The 19,058-nt window shown below is 56.2% G+C and carries 19 protein-coding genes; 5 read left to right on the top strand and 14 right to left on the bottom strand.

Annotation, left to right across the window (positions count from 1 at the left end; translation table 11 throughout):
- Positions 1 to 21: 21 nt before the first annotated feature.
- Genes ACN28Q_RS02515 through ACN28Q_RS02495 form a run of 5 tightly spaced genes read right to left on the bottom strand, consistent with a single transcriptional unit; the run spans position 22 to position 5,506 of the window.
- Entirely contained in the window at positions 22 to 972 is a 951-nt protein-coding gene (locus ACN28Q_RS02515) for a carbohydrate kinase family protein (protein WP_095844888.1), read from the bottom strand.
- A gap of 19 nt (positions 973 to 991) precedes the next feature.
- Positions 992 to 1,996 carry an ABC transporter permease gene (locus tag ACN28Q_RS02510; protein WP_095844887.1) on the bottom strand — a complete coding sequence of 335 codons (1,005 nt, stop codon included), beginning with the start codon at positions 1,994 to 1,996 and terminating at the stop codon, positions 992 to 994.
- The gene (locus ACN28Q_RS02505) at positions 1,996 to 2,982 is read right to left on the bottom strand and encodes an ABC transporter permease (RefSeq protein ID WP_095844886.1); all 987 of its coding nucleotides are present in this window, start codon (positions 2,980 to 2,982) and stop codon (positions 1,996 to 1,998) included. The genes ACN28Q_RS02510 and ACN28Q_RS02505 overlap by 1 nt, the downstream gene beginning before the upstream one ends.
- Entirely contained in the window at positions 2,979 to 4,478 is a 1,500-nt protein-coding gene (locus ACN28Q_RS02500) for a sugar ABC transporter ATP-binding protein (protein WP_095848878.1), read from the bottom strand. The genes ACN28Q_RS02505 and ACN28Q_RS02500 overlap by 4 nt, the downstream gene beginning before the upstream one ends.
- A 47-nt stretch (positions 4,479 to 4,525) precedes the next feature.
- Positions 4,526 to 5,506: a sugar ABC transporter substrate-binding protein gene (locus ACN28Q_RS02495; RefSeq protein ID WP_095844885.1), complete on the bottom strand. Its 981-nt coding sequence runs from the start codon at positions 5,504 to 5,506 to the stop codon at positions 4,526 to 4,528.
- 413 nt (positions 5,507 to 5,919) lie between these two features.
- Here ACN28Q_RS02495 and ACN28Q_RS02490 point away from each other — a divergent pair, with 413 nt between their 5' ends.
- Entirely contained in the window at positions 5,920 to 8,241 is a 2,322-nt protein-coding gene (locus tag ACN28Q_RS02490) for a molybdopterin-dependent oxidoreductase (protein ID WP_095844884.1), read from the top strand.
- Between the two features lie 60 nt (positions 8,242 to 8,301).
- Here the strand turns inward: ACN28Q_RS02490 and ACN28Q_RS02485 are convergent, their stop codons facing one another.
- The 3 genes from ACN28Q_RS02485 to ACN28Q_RS02475 are packed head-to-tail and all read right to left on the bottom strand — an operon-like array spanning position 8,302 to position 10,512.
- Positions 8,302 to 9,033, bottom strand: coding sequence for an amino acid ABC transporter ATP-binding protein (locus tag ACN28Q_RS02485; protein WP_095844883.1), 732 nt, complete (start codon positions 9,031 to 9,033; stop codon positions 8,302 to 8,304).
- A gap of 11 nt (positions 9,034 to 9,044) precedes the next feature.
- Positions 9,045 to 9,713 (bottom strand): amino acid ABC transporter permease, encoded by a 669-nt coding sequence (locus ACN28Q_RS02480; RefSeq protein ID WP_095844882.1) that lies wholly within the window; start codon positions 9,711 to 9,713, stop codon positions 9,045 to 9,047.
- Between the two features lie 7 nt (positions 9,714 to 9,720).
- Positions 9,721 to 10,512, bottom strand: a complete 792-nt coding sequence (locus tag ACN28Q_RS02475; protein WP_095844881.1) for a transporter substrate-binding domain-containing protein — start codon at positions 10,510 to 10,512, stop codon at positions 9,721 to 9,723.
- A 418-nt stretch (positions 10,513 to 10,930) separates the two neighbouring features.
- Between ACN28Q_RS02475 and ACN28Q_RS02470 the strand changes: the two genes are divergently transcribed.
- The 3 genes from ACN28Q_RS02470 (at position 10,931) to ACN28Q_RS02460 (ending at position 12,966) form a co-directional block, all read left to right on the top strand.
- The gene (locus ACN28Q_RS02470; protein ID WP_095844880.1) at positions 10,931 to 12,259 is read left to right on the top strand and encodes a CapA family protein; all 1,329 of its coding nucleotides are present in this window, start codon (positions 10,931 to 10,933) and stop codon (positions 12,257 to 12,259) included.
- A 207-nt stretch (positions 12,260 to 12,466) separates the two neighbouring features.
- A complete protein-coding gene (locus ACN28Q_RS02465) occupies positions 12,467 to 12,640 on the top strand; it encodes an ash family protein (protein ID WP_413541188.1) in 174 nt (57 codons plus the stop codon).
- A 137-nt stretch (positions 12,641 to 12,777) separates the two neighbouring features.
- Entirely contained in the window at positions 12,778 to 12,966 is a 189-nt protein-coding gene (locus ACN28Q_RS02460; RefSeq protein WP_095844878.1) for a hypothetical protein, read from the top strand.
- A 265-nt stretch (positions 12,967 to 13,231) separates the two neighbouring features.
- Here ACN28Q_RS02460 and ACN28Q_RS02455 read toward each other — a convergent pair whose 3' ends face one another.
- Positions 13,232 to 13,921, bottom strand: coding sequence for a hypothetical protein (locus tag ACN28Q_RS02455; protein ID WP_095844877.1), 690 nt, complete (start codon positions 13,919 to 13,921; stop codon positions 13,232 to 13,234).
- Between the two features lie 469 nt (positions 13,922 to 14,390).
- Between ACN28Q_RS02455 and ACN28Q_RS02450 the strand changes: the two genes are divergently transcribed.
- Positions 14,391 to 15,080: an AAA family ATPase gene (locus ACN28Q_RS02450; protein WP_230469412.1), complete on the top strand. Its 690-nt coding sequence runs from the start codon at positions 14,391 to 14,393 to the stop codon at positions 15,078 to 15,080.
- A gap of 70 nt (positions 15,081 to 15,150) precedes the next feature.
- Here the strand turns inward: ACN28Q_RS02450 and ACN28Q_RS02445 are convergent, their stop codons facing one another.
- From ACN28Q_RS02445 to ACN28Q_RS02425, 5 genes are all read right to left on the bottom strand, one after another.
- Positions 15,151 to 15,576, bottom strand: a complete 426-nt coding sequence (locus tag ACN28Q_RS02445) for an ExbD/TolR family protein (protein WP_183096675.1) — start codon at positions 15,574 to 15,576, stop codon at positions 15,151 to 15,153.
- 52 nt (positions 15,577 to 15,628) lie between these two features.
- Positions 15,629 to 16,384 carry a MotA/TolQ/ExbB proton channel family protein gene (locus tag ACN28Q_RS02440; protein WP_095844873.1) on the bottom strand — a complete coding sequence of 252 codons (756 nt, stop codon included), beginning with the start codon at positions 16,382 to 16,384 and terminating at the stop codon, positions 15,629 to 15,631.
- A 58-nt stretch (positions 16,385 to 16,442) separates the two neighbouring features.
- A complete protein-coding gene (locus ACN28Q_RS02435; RefSeq protein ID WP_095848877.1) occupies positions 16,443 to 17,294 on the bottom strand; it encodes an energy transducer TonB in 852 nt (283 codons plus the stop codon).
- A gap of 131 nt (positions 17,295 to 17,425) precedes the next feature.
- The gene (locus ACN28Q_RS02430) at positions 17,426 to 18,382 is read right to left on the bottom strand and encodes a FecR family protein (protein WP_095844872.1); all 957 of its coding nucleotides are present in this window, start codon (positions 18,380 to 18,382) and stop codon (positions 17,426 to 17,428) included.
- An 11-nt stretch (positions 18,383 to 18,393) separates the two neighbouring features.
- Complete coding sequence (locus ACN28Q_RS02425; protein WP_095844871.1) at positions 18,394 to 18,912, bottom strand: sigma-70 family RNA polymerase sigma factor; 519 nt, start codon at positions 18,910 to 18,912, stop codon at positions 18,394 to 18,396.
- Between the last annotated feature and the right edge of the window lie 146 nt (positions 18,913 to 19,058).

Raw genomic sequence — 19,058 nt, 5'->3', positions numbered from 1 at the left:
GGGCCGTCAGGCCCCGGTTGATTACCCGGCGTACACCGGCGTGTTGGCCATAAATGCCTGCGTGTGTTCCCAATCCACCACTCCCGCATCCGAACCGAGCCCGGTCGCCACCAGCGCCGCCACCGCCGAGGCCACCCGGCACGCCTGTTCAACCGCCAGCCCGCGCGCCAGTGCGGCAATAAAACCGCCGCAGTAGCTGTCGCCGCAGCCGGTGGTGTCCAGCGCGGTAACCTGCCAGGCCGGGATATGCTGCGCTTTTTCCCGGGTGAACAGCCATGAGCCGTGCGGCCCGTCTTTGAAAACGCAGTTGCCGACGCCAAGCGCAAAGAAAAACGCGGCGATCTGCGCAGGATCCTGCAGCCCGGAGAGGAAGGCGGCCTCTTCAAGGGAAGGCATAAAATAGTCAACGTGGGGCAGCAATGGGCGCAACAACGCCAGCGTCTCGCTGTTCGGTGCGATCAAATCGAAGCTGGTCACCACGCCTCGCCGCTTGGCCGCCGCCAGCAGGCGGGCGCTTTGCCCCTGATCCATCGCGGCCAGCAGCCCGGTTCCTCCATGGTGCAGGAAGCGGCAGTTCAGCACCTGGTCGAACTGGTCGTCCGCCACAAACAGTTCATCGGAAGCGCCGCGGCAGTGCAACGCCGGCCGTTCGCCGTTAGGGCGGATTGGCAACAGCGTGGCGGAGGTTTCCTTGTTGGCGGTTTGCTGGATCAGCGAACAATCAATGCCCAGCCGGCGGTAGCTGCTGAGAATAAAATCTGCCTTTTCGTCATAGCCCAGGCAGGCGACGGCCGCGGTGTTAATGCCGAGCTTGGCGGCGTTGATCACCGCGCCCGCCGCGGTGCCGGCCGGGTTAAGGCGGATCTGCTCGATAAACTGCACGCCGCCGCCGGCAGGAATGCCGCTCACGGGCCGCCCGGCAATATCCAGAATCGTAAGCCCGACGAAAACCGCGTCAAACGGGGAAGACATAGCCCAATCTCCTTAAAAATCAGTAACGGTGCTGGCGCAGGCGCGCCTGCCAAAATGAAACGGCCAATGCCACCACCAGGATCACCCCGATCAGCGCATCTTTAACCAGGTAATTGAGCCCCATCAGGTTGAGCCCATTGTCGATGACGGCAAGGAACAGCACCCCGCCCAGGGTGCCGGCCATACTGACGCGGCCCTGGCGATTAAACGCGGTGCCAATGAAAACCGCGGCGATCGCGTCCATCAGGTAGGCCTGCCCGGCCAGCGGGGTGAATTGGCGCAGGTTGGCGGACAAAATAACCCCGCCGACCGCACACAGCGCCGACGCGGCGATCAGCACCCAAAACAGGGTTTGGCGATCGCGGATCCCGGCGATACGCGCGGCTTCGCCGTTCTGCCCCACGGCACGCACCCGTTTGCCGAACAGCGTGCGTTCGGTGATCAGCCATGCGGCCAGCCAGAGAACCAGCACAATCACCACCGGCGTGGGGATGCCCCCTAGATTGCCCACCGCCAGATCGTGATATTCCGGCGCCATCCGCCGGTAGGAAATGGCGCCGCCGCCGTCGGTATAAATCCGCTCGACGCTGCTGGCGATAAACCAGGTGCCGAGCGTGGCGAGAAACGGCCTGATCTGGCACACCAGAATCAAAAACGCATTGAGCAAACCGATGGTTACGCCCCCCAGCAGGGCGCACAGCACCGCGATCTCCCAGGGCAGTTGCCAGGTCTTCAACGCCACCAGGGCGAAGGCGGCGCCGAAGTCGAGCGCCACGCCGACGGAAAGATCGATGGCGCCGGCGCTGACGATCAGCGTCATCGCCATTGCCACGATCAGCAAGATGGCGCAGCCTTGCAGCAGGTTGCCCCAGTTACCCAGCGTTAAAAAAACCGGGTTGGCCCAGTTGAATAGCGCGATAACCAGCAGCGTGATCAGGGCGAACCCCGCGCGCGAAAGCCAGGCCAGCGGCGTGCGGCCGGTGTTTTCCGCCACGCCGCCACGCATCAAGGTGAATAAACGCATTATTTGCCCCCTTTGTGCTGCAATGCGGAGGCCGCCAGCACCACCAGGATCAGCGCGCCTTTAATGGCGCCCATCCAGAAAATATTCACTCCCAATAGCCCCAGCCCGTTGGACAGGGCATTGACCAACACGGCGCCGAGCAATGCCCCCCAGATGGTGACGACCCGGCGGCGGGAAAAGGCGGCGCCGATAAAGGTCGCCAGCACGGTTTCCAGCAACAGCGGGGTAGCGGTGCCGCTGCTGCTGCCTGAACCCTGGCTCAGCAAGGGGAATACCGCCAGCCCGGCCGCCACGCCGGCCAGCAGCCAAACGCTGAACGTCAGCCCACGTACATTCAGCCCGCACATCTGCGCCATGTCGTGGTTGCCGCCCACCGCCTGGATATGCTGGCCGAAGCGTGAATGGTGCACCAGATACTGGAACAGCAGAAACACCGCCAGCAAATACAGCAGCGGGTAGGGGAGGCCAAACAGGTTGTCGTCGCGAAATGCCACCATCAACGGATCGCTGACGCTGATTCGCCGCTGGCCGGTCAGCAGATCGGTCAGGCCGGTAAACGCCACGGAGGTTGACAGCGTGGCCAACAGCGGCGGCAGCCCGGCCACCAGCGCCAGCAGGGCGTTGATCGCCCCGCACGCCAGGCACGCCGCCGCCAGCAGGGCCAGCAGCAACGGATAAGGCAGCAGCCATTCGGTCATCCCCAGGCTTAGCAACGCCACGCCCAACACGGCGATCGCCGGTAAGGAGAGATCGATGCCGCCGGACACCACATCATCACCGCCGACGGCGATCACACACACCAGGCCAAAACTTAAAATCGCCAGCGGCACGCTTTGCACCAGCATCAAACTGATGTTTTGCCAACTGAGGAACCACGGCGACTGGATGCTGAGCCAAATCAGCAGGGCGAAGAATAAGATTAACGGGAATCGTTCAATCAGCGCCGAGGCGCGCAGCGCGCCGCGCGGCTGGATATCAGTGCTCATACCGGTTGTTCCTGTCCACCATTGATTGCCACTAACAAGGCATCCAGCGTTAGCGCTGCCGTGGGCAAATCCGCCACCAGCTCACCCCGCCACATCACCAAAATACGGTCGCACAGGCCCAGCAGTTCGGTGGCGTCGCTGGAAGAAACCAGCACCGCTCTGCCTTGCTCGGCCAGTTGCCGGGTGCGCTGATAAATATCGCTGCGTGCGCCAATGTCCACGCCAAGCGTTGGCTCATCGAGAATAAACAGGCGTGCATCGGTGCCCAGCCAACGGGCCAGGATCACTTTCTGCTGATTACCGCCGCTCATATAGCGCACCGGGATCTCCGGACGGGCCGGGCGAATACTTAACCGCGTAATCCAGTCCTGCGCCTTTTTCCGCGCCAGCGCGCGCCGTTCCCATCCCAACGTGGCCGTCTTGGGCAGCGAGGCCAGATTAATGTTATCCGCCGCGGAAAACGGCAGGATCAGCCCCTGATGACGCCGATCCCGCGGCACCAGCGCCATGCCGGCACGGATCGCCTGCTTGGGGGAGGTGATGCGGCGCGGGCGCCCGTCGAGCACGATCTCGCCCTGTTTGGCGGTTTTCAGCCCGTACAGGGTATCGATCAGAATATCCCGGCCGGCGCCCAGCAGGCCCGCCACGCCGACAATCTCGCCCGGCTTTACCTCAAAGCTGACGTTGTGCAACTGGCGGCCGTCGGAAAGCCCCCTGACCGCCAGCAGCGGCGCGCTTGTGGCGGCCGCGGCGTTTTGGCGCGGGGTATAGAGCTGTTCGATATCCCGCCCGACCATCAGGTTGATCACCGCATCGGTGTTTTGCAGCAGATCGCGGTCCGGATAGCCGACCACTTCGCCATTGCGTAATACCGTCGCCCGATCGCACAGCGCGGCGATCTCATTGAGATAGTGGGAAATATACAGAATGGCGATCCCTTGCTCGCGCAGGCGCACGATCGCGGCGGAAACCAGGCTCGCTTCATGGGCCTCGAGCGGCGCGGTGGGTTCGTCGAACACTACCAGGCGTGCGGCGCCATCGATCAGCGCGCGGGCAATCTGCACCAGTTTACGTTCGGCCAGGCTCAGATCGCGGATCAGGCGCCGGGCGTCGATATTCAGCTGCCAGGTGCTGCGGAAGAAGGCTTCGGTGGCGGCAATCATCCGCCGGCGATTGAGCCAACCGCCCGCCCGCCGATACTCCTGGCCAAGAAACACCGACTCCGCCACGGTGAAGTGGGGGATCAGGTTCAGTTCCTGGTGAATAACGCGGATGCCCAGTGCTTCGATGGCGGCGGGTTTGCCCTGCGGCAGGCTGACGCCGTCCAGGGTTATACTGCCGCCGTCCGCCTGGTAGACGCCGGCGAGAATTTTAATCAGGGTGGATTTACCGGCGCCGTTCTCGCCGATCAAGCCATGAATTTCACCGGGGTTGATGGTTAGGGTGACCGCATTGAGCGCGGCCACGTTGGCAAAGCGTTTACTGATCTGGTGCATCACCAGGCCAGACGGGGGCGCTCCCCCGTGCGTGGTATTGGTGTTCACTACTTCAGCTCGCCGTAGCCCAGTTGCTTGTAAACGGCTTTCGCTTCTTCCGGCCCCTTAACTGGCACCACCGGGATGAAGGTCTGGATCGGCAGTTTTGCCCCGGCGAAATAATGGGCGACGTTATCGGCGGACGTCTGGCCGATCAGGTGCGGCTGCTGGGCGATGTTGGCGACAAACGGGCTGTCTTTTTCCGCCATGATCTCCAGCGTTTCCGGGCCGGCGTCAATCGCGGTCACTTTGACGTCTTTATCCCGCCCGGTTTCTTCCAGCGCCTGAACCACGCCGATGGCCGGCTGATCCCAGCAGGCGACGTGAATTGCATCCAGTTTGCCTTTTGGATATTGGCTTAATAATTCCAGGGTTTTCTTGCGCGCATCCTCAGGGGAATTGGCAAACTGTTCAGCTAATTCCGGCTGGATAATGTGGATATCCGGGTAATCCTTCAGCACGTATTTCCATTGATCGTAGCGAATGCCACAAATGCGCAGGGAATTGGAGAAGGCATTGAATACCGCCACGTTGCCTTTACCCCCTAATTCATCAGCCGTATAGCGGCCAATGGTTGAGCCAAGGGTATAGTTATCGGAGGTGGTATTATTAATAGAGTATTGTGAAACATGATCCACGGTGAAAACCGGGATGCCCGCCGCGCGCAGCGCTTTGAATTTAGGCTCTACGGCACTGTCGCCCAGGATACTGATTACCGCATCCACCTTGCGCGCCAGCAAAATATCATGGTTATTGGCATGTACCTGATTATCACGGCCGCCGTCAACGCCGATCACTTTCCCGCCCAGCTTTTCGACTTCTTCGGTTGCGCCCTTATAGGCTTCGCGATCCCAGAAGTGCTGGGTGCCGACGACGGCGATACCGATGGTTTTCCCTTGTAGCGATGGTGCGTCGGCGGCGTGAATCGCTGCCGAAACGAGTGACAACAGACCGGCGGTTGCAGGTAAAAGTCTTTTTTTAAGCGTCATTGTTATTATCATCCAGAGTGTTATGGGTCAGCAGGCAGACAGAATGACAATAACCCCAGACAAGCCCAAATAAAAAAAACGTCTAACTTATTCCCGGAATATCAAATGGAATAAAGCGCACTCGCTGGAATGAAAATGGCCGCGGATTGGCGTTGAAAATAACCACTGGGCTATTAAGCCATTATTTTTGTGTGCCATTATCTTGCGGCGAATAAATTTGCAAGATAAAAACAACTTAAAAAACCTGTTGGCCGCTTGCGGCTTAGGGTTAATGCCATGAAATAGCCAAAAGCACAGATTATTATCCAGTGGCTTTCGCGCCGGCGGGATATTTTATTGTTGTCGGCAGTTTATTTTTCGCCGCCGGCCGCTTTATGATAGCGCCCTTAAACATATTGAAAAGTGATGAATGAATGAAAGCGGAGCATAACCTGGCTGTGATGCACTGGGGGACTTACCGTGTGGCCACCGAAGGCGGCCACATCTCGTCGGTTTCGCCGGTGGAATGGGACAAAAACCCCTCGCGCATCGGCCTGTCTTTAGCCGATGCCGTCACTAGCAACACTCGTATCCGCCGCCCGGCGGTGCGCCTGGGCTATCTCCAGCACGGGGCCGCCGCACGCGATGGCCGTGGCAAGGAACCCTTCGTGGAAGTCAGTTGGGAACAGGCGCTGGATCTGGTGGCGCGCGAAATGCAATCGGTGAAACAACGCTGCGGCAACCAGGCGATTTTCGGCGGCTCCTATGGTTGGGCCAGCGCCGGGCGCTTCCATCATGCCCAGAGCCAACTGCACCGCTTTCTAAAAAGCTACGGCGGCTATACCGCCAGCACCAACACCTACAGCAGCGCCGCCGGCGAACGCATCCTGCCGCATATTCTTGGCCCGCTCAGCCCATTGCATAAGCAGCATACCCACTGGTCGGTGTTAGCCGAGCATTGCGAGCTGTTCGTCGCCATTGGCGGCTTGCCGCTGCGCAATGCGCAGGTCAACGGCGGCGGCGCCAATGACCACATGTTGAAATACTGGCTGGAGCGGATGCAAAGCAATGGCGTCCAGTTTATCAATCTCAGCCCGGTGAAAAATGATCTCAGCGCGGTGAGCAATGCGCAGTGGCTGGCGATCAAGCCGGGCACCGATACCGCGCTGCTGCTGGCGCTCTGCCATGTGCTGATTGCCGAAGAACGTTACGATCGGGCGTTTATCGCCAGCCACACCACGGGCTTCGAGCAACTGAAGCCCTATGTGCTGGGGGAGCGCGACGGTGTGGCAAAAACCCCCGCCTGGGCCGCCGCCATTACCGGCATTGCCGAAACGCAGATCGTCGAACTGGCCCGCACCATGGCGGCGAAACGCACCATGGTGAATATTTCCTGGTCGATACAGCGGGCGCGCCAGGGCGAGCAGGCCTATTGGGCCACCGTTGCTCTGACGGCCCTGTTGGGGCAAATCGGTACGCCGGGCGGCGGCCTGGCGTTTGGCTATGCCTGCACCAACCTGGCAGGGGCCGAACGCATCGCCTTTTCCGGCCCACGCCTGCCAAGCGGTGAAAACCAGGTGAATACGGTGATCCCCGTGGCGCGGCTGGCGGATATGCTGCTTAACCCCGGCGGCAGCTATGAGTTTGACGGGCAGCATCTTCATTATCCGGATATCCGCCTGGTGTACTGGGCTGGCGGTAATGCGTTCCACCATCATCAGGATCTCAATCGCCTGATCGAAGCCTGGCGCCGGCCGGAGACGGTGATCGTACATGAACAGTTCTGGACCGCGCAGGCGAAGTTTTCCGACATTGTGCTGCCGGTGACCACCTCGCTGGAGCGCAACGATATCGGCAGCGGCGGCCATGACGGCTTTATGATCGCCATGCGCCAGTTGATCGAACCGGTGGCACAGGCCCGCGATGATTACGCCATTTTCTGCGGGGTGGCGGAGCGGCTGGGCTTTCACCCGCAGTTCAGCGAAGGGCGCGATCCCGATCAGTGGCTGCGCAAACTGTATGACGATTCGCGCCCGCGGGCAGAAGAAGAGGGGGTTGAATTACCCGATTTTGACGATTTCTGGCAGCAGGGCAAGCTGGAGTTCGCGCCTCCCGCCAGGCGGCAGGTGTTCCTGGCGGATTTTCGCGCCGATCCGCAGCGCTTTCCGCTTTCAACGCCTTCCGGAAAGATAGAGCTGTATTCGGCGACGGTCGCCGGGTTCGGCTACAGTGAATGCCCCGGTCACCCGTGGTGGGATGAGGAAGAAGCCCAGGCACAGCGGCGCATGGCGCAGCAGTGGCCGCTGCATTTGTTATCAAGCCAGCCGCGCACCCGCCTGCACAGCCAGTACGATCACGGCAGCGTCAGCCGGGCGACTAAGATCCACGGCCGCGAGCCGTTGTGGATGCACCCGGCGGATGCCCGCGCCCGCGGCGTTGCGGAAGGTGAGGTGGTGCGCGTGTTTAACCAACGCGGTGCGATCCTGGCCGGGGTGCATATCAGCGACCAGATCCTGCCCGGCGTGGTGCAGATCTCCACCGGCGCCTGGTACGATCCGCTGGACCCGCGCGTTCCTGGCTCGCTTGATAAACACGGCAACCCGAACGTGTTGACCGAAGATCGGGGAAGTTCCCGCCTGGGGCAAGGATGCAGCGCCCAAAGCTGTTGGGTGGAGATTGAGCGCTGGCGCGAGCCGCTGCCGCCCATCACGGCCTTTGATCCGCCGGCGTTCGTCGAAGCGGATACGCTGCTGTAGCTTGGGGTTTCGCGCGTTATCGCCCGCCGTGGCGGGCGATAACGCAGTCATGGACGGGGTTTACAACCCCGGTTGCAAAAAGCGGCGGGTACGTTGGTGTTGCGGGTTATCGAATAATGCCGCAGCGCTATTGTCTTCGACGATTTCGCCGTCGGCCATGAAGATCACCCGATCGGCGACGTCCCTGGCGAACGACATTTCGTGTGTCACCAGTATCATGGTGGTCTGGTGATCGACAATCGAACGGATAACCTGCAGCACTTCATTGACCAGTTCCGGATCGAGCGCTGAAGTGGGTTCATCAAACAACAACACTTTTGGCTTAACCGCCAGCGCCCGCGCGATGGAAACGCGCTGCTGTTGGCCGCCGGATAGCGTTGCCGGGTAGCTGTCTGCCTTGTGGCGCAAACCCACTTTATCCAGCAGGGCATAGCCAATCTCGTTTGCCTGGGCCTTCGTCATTTTCTTCGCGATAATCAGCGATTCCGTCACGTTCTCCAGCGCGGTCTTGTTTTTAAACAGGTTGTAATGCTGGAACACCATGCCGGTATGCTTGCGCAATTCATTCTCTTGCTGCCTGGTGATGTTGCCGGCGGTAACCTGGGTATCGGCGATCTTCAGGGTGCCGCTGTCCGGCGTTTCCAGCAGATTGATACAGCGCAGCAGCGTCGATTTGCCGGAGCCGGAAGGGCCGATAATCGCCACCACCTGGCCTTGATCGATCTGCAGCGAAATATCGTTCAACACGCGGTTGTCGCCAAAGGATTTGGTTAAATGGCCGATCGTTAACATGGGCTGGCTCCTCATTGGTACGGGCGATTGAGCCGGCGCTCAATGCGTTTCTGTAACAGGGTCAGCAGGATGGTGACCGCCCAGTAGATCAGCGCCACGGCAAGGTAGCTTTCAAGAAAACGAAACGAGTTGCTGGCCAGTATCTTGGTTTGTGAAAAGATCTCGGTGACGCCGACGGTAAACGCCAGCGATGATTCTTTAATCAGCATGATCAGGTAGTTGCTCATGCCCGGCACGGCGACGCGCACGGTTTGCGGCAGCACGACGCGGCGGAACCCCTGCCAGCGCGTTAAACCAACGGACAGGCAGGCCTCCATCTGGCCTTTATCCACTGAGTTCATCGCCCCGCGGAACTCTTCCGCCAGGTTGGCGGCATTCTTGAAGCTCAGTGCGATGATGGTGGCGGAAATCGCGTTCATCATACTGATGCCGGGGAACAACTGCGGAATACCAAAATAGAAGATAAACAGCGTCACCAGCGTTGGCACGGAGCGGAAGAACGAGATATACACTTCCGCAGCGGCGGTAAGGATAAAAATCCGGTTGCGGATGATCAGCGCCAGAACCATACCCATCAGCGATGCGATAACCATAGAGGTTACCGCCAGGAAAAGCGTCATGGGCAAGTAACTGAGCAGTACCGGAAAAGCTTCAAGCATAAAGCTCAGATCAAAATTCATGCGCTTATTATTCCTTGCTTACATCCTGTTTGAGATATTGCTGCGACAGCTTGCTGAGCGTGCCGTCACTTTTCAGCGCCGTGAGCGCTTCATCGAACTGTTTGCGCAGGGCATCGCCTTTCTCATTCTTCACGAACGGAAACGCTTCCTGGTAACGATATACCGGCTCGCCCGAAGGTTTTAACGGCAGGCGAGAGTTATCGATCAACAGCTGCGCGCCGGCACGGTCCATGATGTAGGCATCAAGACGGCCGAGGGCGACGTCCTGGATGATGGCGCTGGGTTCGTCATAGGTGTGGATGTTGATCCCGGCATCCGGGTAATTTTTACGCAGGAAGTTTTCCTTGCTGCTGCCGACGTCAACCCCCAGGCGCTTGCCCTTCAAATCTTCAATGCGGTTGATGCTGTTATCGTCTTTGCGGGTCACCAACTGCGCGCCGGAATAAATGTAGGTTTGTGAGAACTGGTACTTTTCACGGCGCTTGTCATTCACTTCCACCTGGTTGGCGATCGTGTCGATTTTGCCTGAGTCGAGCATGCCGAACAGGCCGGTCATGTCGGCGGTGGTCAGCTCAACGCGTGAGTATCCCAGCTTTTTGGCCACGGCATTGACCGTGGCGATGTCGTAGCCTTCGTAGTCCTTACCATTTTGCTTGTAAGAGAAGCCGATGCTGACGCCAAAGGTGCCCACGTGCAGCACTTTTTCATCCTCTGGTTTGTTATCAGAATTATCGCAGCCGGCCAATAACAACACGCCGAGCACAACAGAGGATAACACTCCCTTATTGAATTTTTTCATTATTTTACCCTGGATTTATTGAGATCTGATTATTATATGTGATGAAAATAAACCGCTAGTGTATAGGATCCGGTAAAGCCGGCATTATTCATATTTGGTATAAGTTATAATGCAATAAGCTAGAGGAAACAATGACGAAAAGCTTTATCATTTTATCAGTAGAACGAAATAACCATAAATATTTAATGGCTTAATCTATACCCAAAATAATTCGAGTTGCAGGCAGGCGGCAACGCAGCGAATCCCCAGGAGCTTACTCAGGTAAGTGACTGGGGTGAGAGACAAATCTGCCAGGAGCAGATTTGAACGCTGCTAGCAGCGGCCCCATAGGGGCGAGGCCCAGGGACGGGCCGAGTAATAAAGCCAACACACCTGCAACTCGAAGTATGAAGGGTATATAGGTAAACCAGGGGAACCGATGAGAATTATAGCTTGTGGCGATTTATTATTTTCCAGCCGAAATATGGTAAATCGGCTGGATAAAAGAGTTATTGATTTGCTTGCCAGCGCAGATGCCGTATTTGCTAACGCAGAGTTCAGCTGTCCGCAGCCGAATATTCCGCCAGCCGCAGGCCGCGGTTATATTACGGCGGTTAAACCGGCAACGCTCGATGAGTTCGCCGATCTGAACATTCGTCTGGTGTCTTTCGCCAATAACCATACCGGCGATTTCGGCTGGGAAGGCGTGGTGAGCACCATCGAGGCGGCGGAAGCACGTGGGCTGATCCCGTGCGGGCTGGGGCGCAATCTGGATGATGCCCGTTTGCCGCGTTTCCTGGATACGGCAAAAGGGCGGGTCGCCGTTGTGGCGCTGGGCTCTACACGTTCTGAAGTGTTCCTGGCGGCCAATGCCGGCGCCGGCACGGTTGCCCGCCCCGGTTTGAACCCGCTGCGCTGGGGGCGTGCTTATGTGCTGCCCGATGAGCAATTTGAGCAGTTGAAAAACATCACCCGGCTGCTGGGGATTGACGAAAGCGTGCGCGAGGGGATGCGGGTTGAAGTGATGGCGGATAAGGGCGATGACGAATTCAAGTTCGGTTCGCTGTTTGAAAGTTCATTGCAGATTGAACGCGGCGAGCAGGCGAAGGTGCGCACTTGGTTCAACGAACAGGATTGCCTGGCCAATGAACACAGCATCCGCGACGCGGCAAATCGCAGTGATTTCACGCTGGTAAGCCTGCACACCCATGAAGGCGACAACGACAGTTGGTATTCCCCCAACGCGCCGGAGTTTATCGAAGCCTTTGCCCGCCGCGCGGTGGATGCCGGCGCGGACGCGGTGGTTTGCCACGGCGCGCATTTTATGCGCGGAGTCGAGCTGTATCACGGCAAACCGATTTTCTATAACCTCGGCAGCCTGTTGATGGAGTTTGAAGCGGGCGAATCGATTATCGGGCCGGAAATGTACGAAGCCTATGGTCACCCGGCCAATGCACGCCCTTCGGATCTGCATAAAGCGCGGGCGAAAAACAGCGCGGGCGAGTTTATCGGCTTTAACGCTGAAGCGCGTTTTTCTCAAAATGCGTTGGCGATATTTGATCTGGTGGAAGGTGGGTTGGCTTGCCAACTGCTGCCGCTGGATCTGGGGATGAACCGCGAGCGCCCACTGTCGCGCGGGCTGCCGCAGATCGTCACCGCCGAGCAGGGGCATGAAATCGCCACGTTGCTCACGCGGCTGAGCGAACGCTACGGCACGCAGTTTAGCTATGATGAAACCAGCGGCCTGGTGACATTCAGCGCTGCCTGACGCTTTTATTAAACAAACGTCATGTACGGGAATAACCTCAGGTTATTCCCGTTTTTCATTTTGTTCTCCCTCGTGCCAAAAAGCAGATGAATTGCGTTGCACCTCGCAAATAAAAACAGTTCAGATTAAAATGATTTGCTGTCGCCGTCACCGGCGGGATACCATTCTTCGGTTGCCGTAAATATCGGCAACCGGGGTTTGCAGCCCGTGTATGTTGTCGGCGACAGTAGACGTGCCATGCGTCTTTTTATTGTCGTAGCCTTGAGCACCCACGGTACGTACCGTGCAGAATCAATGGTGGCTCTGGCGGGGCAGCCTTCGGGCTGGCCGGTTTCCGATAACGCCGGTACTGCAAACTCCGTCTGGGCCACCACCAATTAAGAGATTTGCAGCTCTGGTGGTAGTAAATTTATTGTTATCGGAGGCTACTATTATGGTTGCTACCCCTACCCATATTCACTCTGAATTTGCCTTTTTATGCTTGGCTGCGCGCCATCTGCCGATTGAGGAGGTGTGCGATGTTCGATAATACGCCGCTGGAGTTGGAAGAGATTATCGACCAGTGCCGGGCACTGGCCTATGCGCTGATTGAACTGAAGCATCCGCAGGCCAAAGAGATCCTGATGTTTGTCCTGTCGGAGCGGCTGGAATGTTTGCACCGCGTTTTTTTATTAGCAGAGGGTTACAGCGGAGCAATCGACAGTTGATGTGGCCTTAAAGGCTTGTTATCTGTGGTCGCCTTGTCATACTTCGAGTTGCAGGGAAGCTAACACGCCTGCAACTTGAAGGGGGTAAAGCATTAAAGCCATTTTGAGTAGCGTATGTACAGGACACAAATTAAAACAGCCCATGCAACGGTGAAATAAAATCCGTAATTAGGCATTAATGTAACAAAGCAGATTCCCCCGATAATAATTAATATAATAGGGATGAGATAAGCGAAAGACTGACCAAACCACTCAAATAACCATTTCATTTTACTAGCATCTTATTAATCAGGAATATGATTTCATCTTCGTTAGAAGAACCAGATCTGGTTAAGTATATTATTTTTGACATCTCAGGCTCAATCATAAAGTAGAGGAGTTCGAGGTTTTCTTTGTATAATTCAAAGTAATAACTTGGATCAGTAAATTCTAATCGCCTTGCTGATAGTGCTGCCTTTTGCATTTTTCCATAAAAGCTTAAAACGTTGACCGCTACCAGACTACTTTTATTGATTATACTAATATGTGATGTTTTGAAGTCATGAGACTCAGTGATCAACTTAGCTATTATGGCGGCTATTGATAGTTTTGAAAATTTTGATGACGCGTGATGAGCTAACTTTTCTGCAATGGTTAACATAATATTATGCTGCCCAGTCTCACTGATTCTACGAAGCTTCATTTTGACGTAAATCTCGACCATATCGAGAACAACATCGCTCCTTTGATACACTTGGCGGACAGCAAGCAACATGCGAGTATCTTCTTGGCGTAGTGTTTTACAAACGTCCTTATAATCATCAAAGAGACAGGAACCATACCAACTGACTCGTTGTGCTCCCGCACTAACGCTATGTGCAGTGCTAAGTACGTCTTGTTTTATCTGAATGAGCGCTTTTTCAATATTTAGAGTGATAGTTCTATCAGCTTGCATCTTCAGTTTAAGATAAGACATGCGTTAAAACATCCTTTGATGTAGAATTTATTATAGCCTATTATATACTGAGCCGAAGATGATGCAAGGATAAGGATATGAAAAAATTTAAACTAGCTATCACCTATATAATTATTGCATTGGTTTATTTTGTTGTTTTGGCCGAAATTATATTTCGACATTTGTCCGAAGAAACATACCTCTTTGTCGCCAAGATTTCTAACCCGCTTAATATTATGAGTTCTTCATTCGATTCGCTTATTTTATTGATGCTATTTTTTTCTATGCTATTGTCATGGCTATCTATCGTTTTTTTCAAATCTAGTTGCAAAGGAAAAAAACAAAGTATTTTTTGAATGGCGCTTATCCTGGTGCCAATGAGAGGATGGCTGAATGATTATGATGATGTCATCACTAAACCGCCGGCAGATAACGTTGATTGGGTAAGCCGATGAAAGAGATATATAAGCCTTATTTAATCAAACTTGAGATGAAAGGACTCGAAGGCATTGATGCTGGCCGCTATCCTTTTAGTCTTCCTGCGGTGAAAGACATCGGTGATATTGTATTTCATCCTGACGTCACCTTTTTTGTCGGCGAGAATGGTTCGGGCAAATCAACCCTGCTGGAAGCTATCGCTGTCTCCATGGGGTTCAATGCAGAAGGGGGCAGCTTTGCCGTTAATTTCTCTACACTGGAAAGCGTCTCGCCGTTGCACAACCACCTGCGGCTGATCCGTGGCCCCAGCAGGCCAAAGGACGGCTATTTTTTACGTGCCGAGAGCTTTTTTAACGTTGCCACCTACCTTGATGAGTTGCCGGCGTTGAAAAGCTTTGATCACAAACGCATCCATAACTATTCGCACGGTGAGGCGTTTATCAAGTTAATCATCAACAAGTTTCAGGGTAACGGTATTTACTTGTTGGATGAACCGGAGGCGGCATTGTCTCCAGGCCGGCAAATGGCAGCGCTTAGCGCCATCGATCAGTTGGTGAAGAATGGCTCCCAATTGATTATCGCCACCCATTCGCCGTTACTGCTCTCATACCCCAACGCGCGGATTTATCAATTTGATGAGACGGGCGTGGCTACGGTGGATTATGAAGAAACCGAATGCTTCCGTTTGATGCGGGATTTCCTGAACAATTACGACCGGCGGTTACAACAGCTGCTGGGGTAATACATCCTTTCCCGCCCACCAGGGGCGTAACGCCGGCCCAGCGGTGCGGCGTTACGTGGGGCGATGCGGTTTACTGCGCATTTTTATCGACGACGAAATCAAACTTCGTCAGGCCGACGCCCTGCGCGCTGGTCATCACATAGGATACGCGGCCGTATTCCGCAGCCTTGTCGGCGTAAATACGCAGATGGGGCAGCTGTGGCCGTTTGGCGGTTTCTTCCAGCCGGGATTTTAAGGTGGCGTCGTCAACGGGCTGTTTATCCCAGGCGATACTGCCGTCGGCCAGCACCGAAATATCAATGGCCTGAGGGTCTTTTTCCAGCGCGCTGGCGTTCGCCTTGGGCAGATTGACTTTTACCGCGTGTTTGATCACCGGCAGAGTAATCATAAATACAATCAGCAGCACCAGCATGACATCGATAAACGGCGTCATGTTGATATCGTTGACCAGCCCGTCGTCTTCGCTTTCGAACTGCGAGTTGCCTGACATACTCATTATTCGTTTTCCCCTCTTAGAGCCTATCCCATTAGGGCTATTTTACTTGCCATTACACCGACTGGCCGGCACGGAACGGCTGGACGCGATGGCCGGTTTCCGCATCGACAGCGCGCAGTTCGGTAACCTCGGTGGAGGTAATGCGCGAACCGGTGAGGTAATAGGCATGCAGATCATGGGCAAAGCGGGCGATGGCATGCTGCAAGGTGCGGTTGCGCCGGCTGATGGTGTTAAAGCCCAGTACGGCCGGGATAGCCACGAACAGGCCGAACGCCGTCATGATCAGCGCTTCGCCGACCGGGCCGGCGACATGGGCCAGATCCGGCTGGTCGACCATGCTGATGGACTGCAGTGCATGATAAATCCCCCATACGGTGCCCAGCAGGCCAACGAACGGCGCGGTGCTGCCGATGGAGGCGAGGATACCCAGGCCCGATTGCAGGCGCGCGCTATTGTCGTCAATGCTGTTTTTCAGCTCGCGCGCCAACCAGTCGCTGATATCAAGATTGTTACTGATGCCGGCCTCGATATTGTACTGGTGGGACATCGCCGCATGGCCGGCTATCGCCAGATCGCGGAACGGGTTATTCGCGCTGTTGCCCAATGAGTCGATGGCGGCCGGCAGCGTTTTTTCGCTCCAGAAACGGTGTTTAGTGCGCAGGGCGATTTTGCGTAACCCCGTGCCCTGTATGCATTTAATCACAATCACCGACCAGGACATCACGGACATGACCAGCAGGACCAGGGCCACCGAGCGGGTAACAATGTCGCCCTGCTGCCAAACGTGCTCAATGCCAAACTCATTCATTTTGCTTCCTCGATTATCAATAAATGCTATCGGTCATGGTCATCCACCGCCAGATGGGCTAACGGGGTAACTTGAAGGTAATGGGTTGAATCGTCATCACGGAAATCGCCTGGCCGTTTTCCATATATGGGTTACAGCGTATGCCGGAAACCGCCGCCAGCGCCGCTTGGTCAAGATCTTGATAACCGCTGCTGCGGGCGATTTCGCCGCGCCCCAGACTGCCGTTGGCGTTGATCGCCAGGCGGATCAACACTTCACCTTCCTGGCGCAGCCGTTTGGCCTTGCGGGGATAGTCGGGCGCCGGCACCATGCAGCCAATGGTAGAAACCATCTTCGGCGTGGCGTTGGGCGCGCTTTTTAGCATTTCCCCCTTGGCCGTCGCCTGCAGCGCGGCCTTATCGGCGACCCTGGCGTTTTGTACCGGCAAGGGCTTTTCTTCGCTCACCGGACGCGTGACTTCACGCACCGGTTTGGGTTTTGGCTCGACCTTGGGGGTGGGTTTGGGCTTGGGTTTTGGCTTTGGCGGCACCGGCGGTGCCACCGGCGCTGGCACTGGCGGCGCTTCTTCGCTTTGCGCCACTTCGCGTTCGCTATTTTCCGCCGTCAACAACGCCGGTGTTTCGGTGGCTGCCTGGGGGGCCGGCGGCGGTTCGGGCTGCGGCATTTCGACCATGGTCACCTGCACACTGCTTTGTTCGGCTGGGTTGATGATGTCCAGCGGCCGGTATTGCGTGGTGTGCGTAATCGCCGCGCCAATCAGCGCTAAGTGGGCCAACGCGACGGCTGCAATAGCCAGCTTGGGCAGGCGATCTTTTTTCGCCGCTGCAAGCCCAATGGGTAAAAGCATGGCGGGCGCTGCGTTTTTCGGCACTTCAATCCTTTCTTTCACTATCAGGTGCTGTGCTTTCACCACGACCTCTCGATAAATCCTGACTGCTTGCTAACCGGCACGATCCGCAATCGGGGGGAACTTATCTTGTATGTGCAATGAGGAAGCAAAAGTGACACCGGCCAGGATAAAAAAGTGGGAAAAAAGCGGGATCACGCGTCGGCTGCGGTGATGCGGATCCAATACCCCGTGGTGCGGGTAATGGCGATCGGCATGGTTTGCGTCAGGGCATCAAGCGTGTATGGCACATCGTCCAGCGGGAAGTTGCCGCTGACGCGCAGGCTGGCAATCGCCGGATCCAGGCGGATAACTGCCGGGCTGTAATTTCTTAGCGAATCGATCACCGAACTCAGCGACGCATCCTGCACTTCTAACCGTCCCTGGGTCCAGGCGGTTTCGGCATAAGGGGAAATGGCGACTGGCAACAGCGTGTCATGGTTGAACCATAGGCCGTGGCCGGCTTCGAGCAGCCGGTTTTCGCCGCGCAGGTTAGTCACTTTAACCACGGATTCCAATACCGCCAGATGGATGCCGCCGGATTCCTGGCGCACGTTAAAACGCGCTTCGCTTGCCAGGATGCGCCCCATCCCGGTATTCACATTAAACGGCCTGGCGTCATTCACCACGTCGGCAATAAACCCGCCGGTGCGCAGTTCAACGTTGCGCAGGCTATCGTTGATCGCGATATTCAGCGCCGTGCGCGCGTTCATATCCAGAACGCTGCCGTCGTTCAGTTCGATCCGCCGCCGTTGGGCGGTATTGGTGTGAATATCAGATAACAGGTAAGGCACCGGATATTTTTGGTTCACCACCAGGCCGCCAACCACGGCCACGGCGGCAATGCCCAGGGTGTTTTGCAAAAACTTGCGGCGGCTGGAGGGGGCGAGCAGGGTCTGGCGCACGTTTTCACTTGGCATGGTATGCGTCAGTGATTGAATTTTCCCCAGCGTGGTTTCTATTTGGGCGCAGGCGGCGTCGTGGCTGGCATCGGCATAACGCCAGCGTTCGTATTCACGGAAATCCTCATCCGTGGCTTCGCCAGAGCGTAGCAGCACCATCCATTCAATGGCTTGTTGGGCAGCGGGATCGGGGCGTTGAAATGCTCTCATTATTTTATGGGTTACTCAGTCTGGCCGGCGGTCGCCAGGTAACAGTTGGTGAGCGCTTTCGCCACGTATTTGCGCACCATGCTGGCCGAAACATTCAACTCTTTGGCAATCTCAGCATAGGTCATACCGTCTAGCTGATTAAATAAAAACGCCTTGCGTGCATTAACAGACAAACCATCCAGCGCGCGGTCAATGGCCAGCAAGGATTCGATCACCATCTCTTGCTCTTCCGGCGAAGGATGGCAGTGCTGCGGGCTGCTTGCCAGCGCGTTGAGATAAGCCTGCTCCAGATCGCGGCGGCGCCAGGTTTCATACAATATCCGCTGGGCCAGCGTGGTGAGCATTGCGCGCGGCTCACGGATTTTAAGCAAATCCGGGATTGCCGCCAGCCGGGCAAAGGCCTCGGAGGCGATATCTTCCGCGCCGGTGCCATGGCTGATCCGCCGTCTCAGCTTATCAGTGAGCCACCGGTAATCGCTACGAAAAATTAGCGTTAATGCATCTGTTCGGCTGGTAAATTCGGCAGGCATTGTCTCATCCGTCTTTCTTAATTCTTAGCGTAAAACCTTTCACAGGCCGCAAAAAGGATCGTTACCGCCGATCCTGGAATGGCGCCGTTCTTAGCCACGGAGGCACCGTGAGCAAAGCGGAAGGTTAATTCAAACCTGCCCAGCAA

It is taken from the genome of Gibbsiella quercinecans (assembly GCF_002291425.1).
Taxonomy (GTDB): domain Bacteria; phylum Pseudomonadota; class Gammaproteobacteria; order Enterobacterales; family Enterobacteriaceae; genus Gibbsiella; species Gibbsiella quercinecans.
This window is presented reverse-complemented; position numbering and strand designations above follow the sequence as displayed.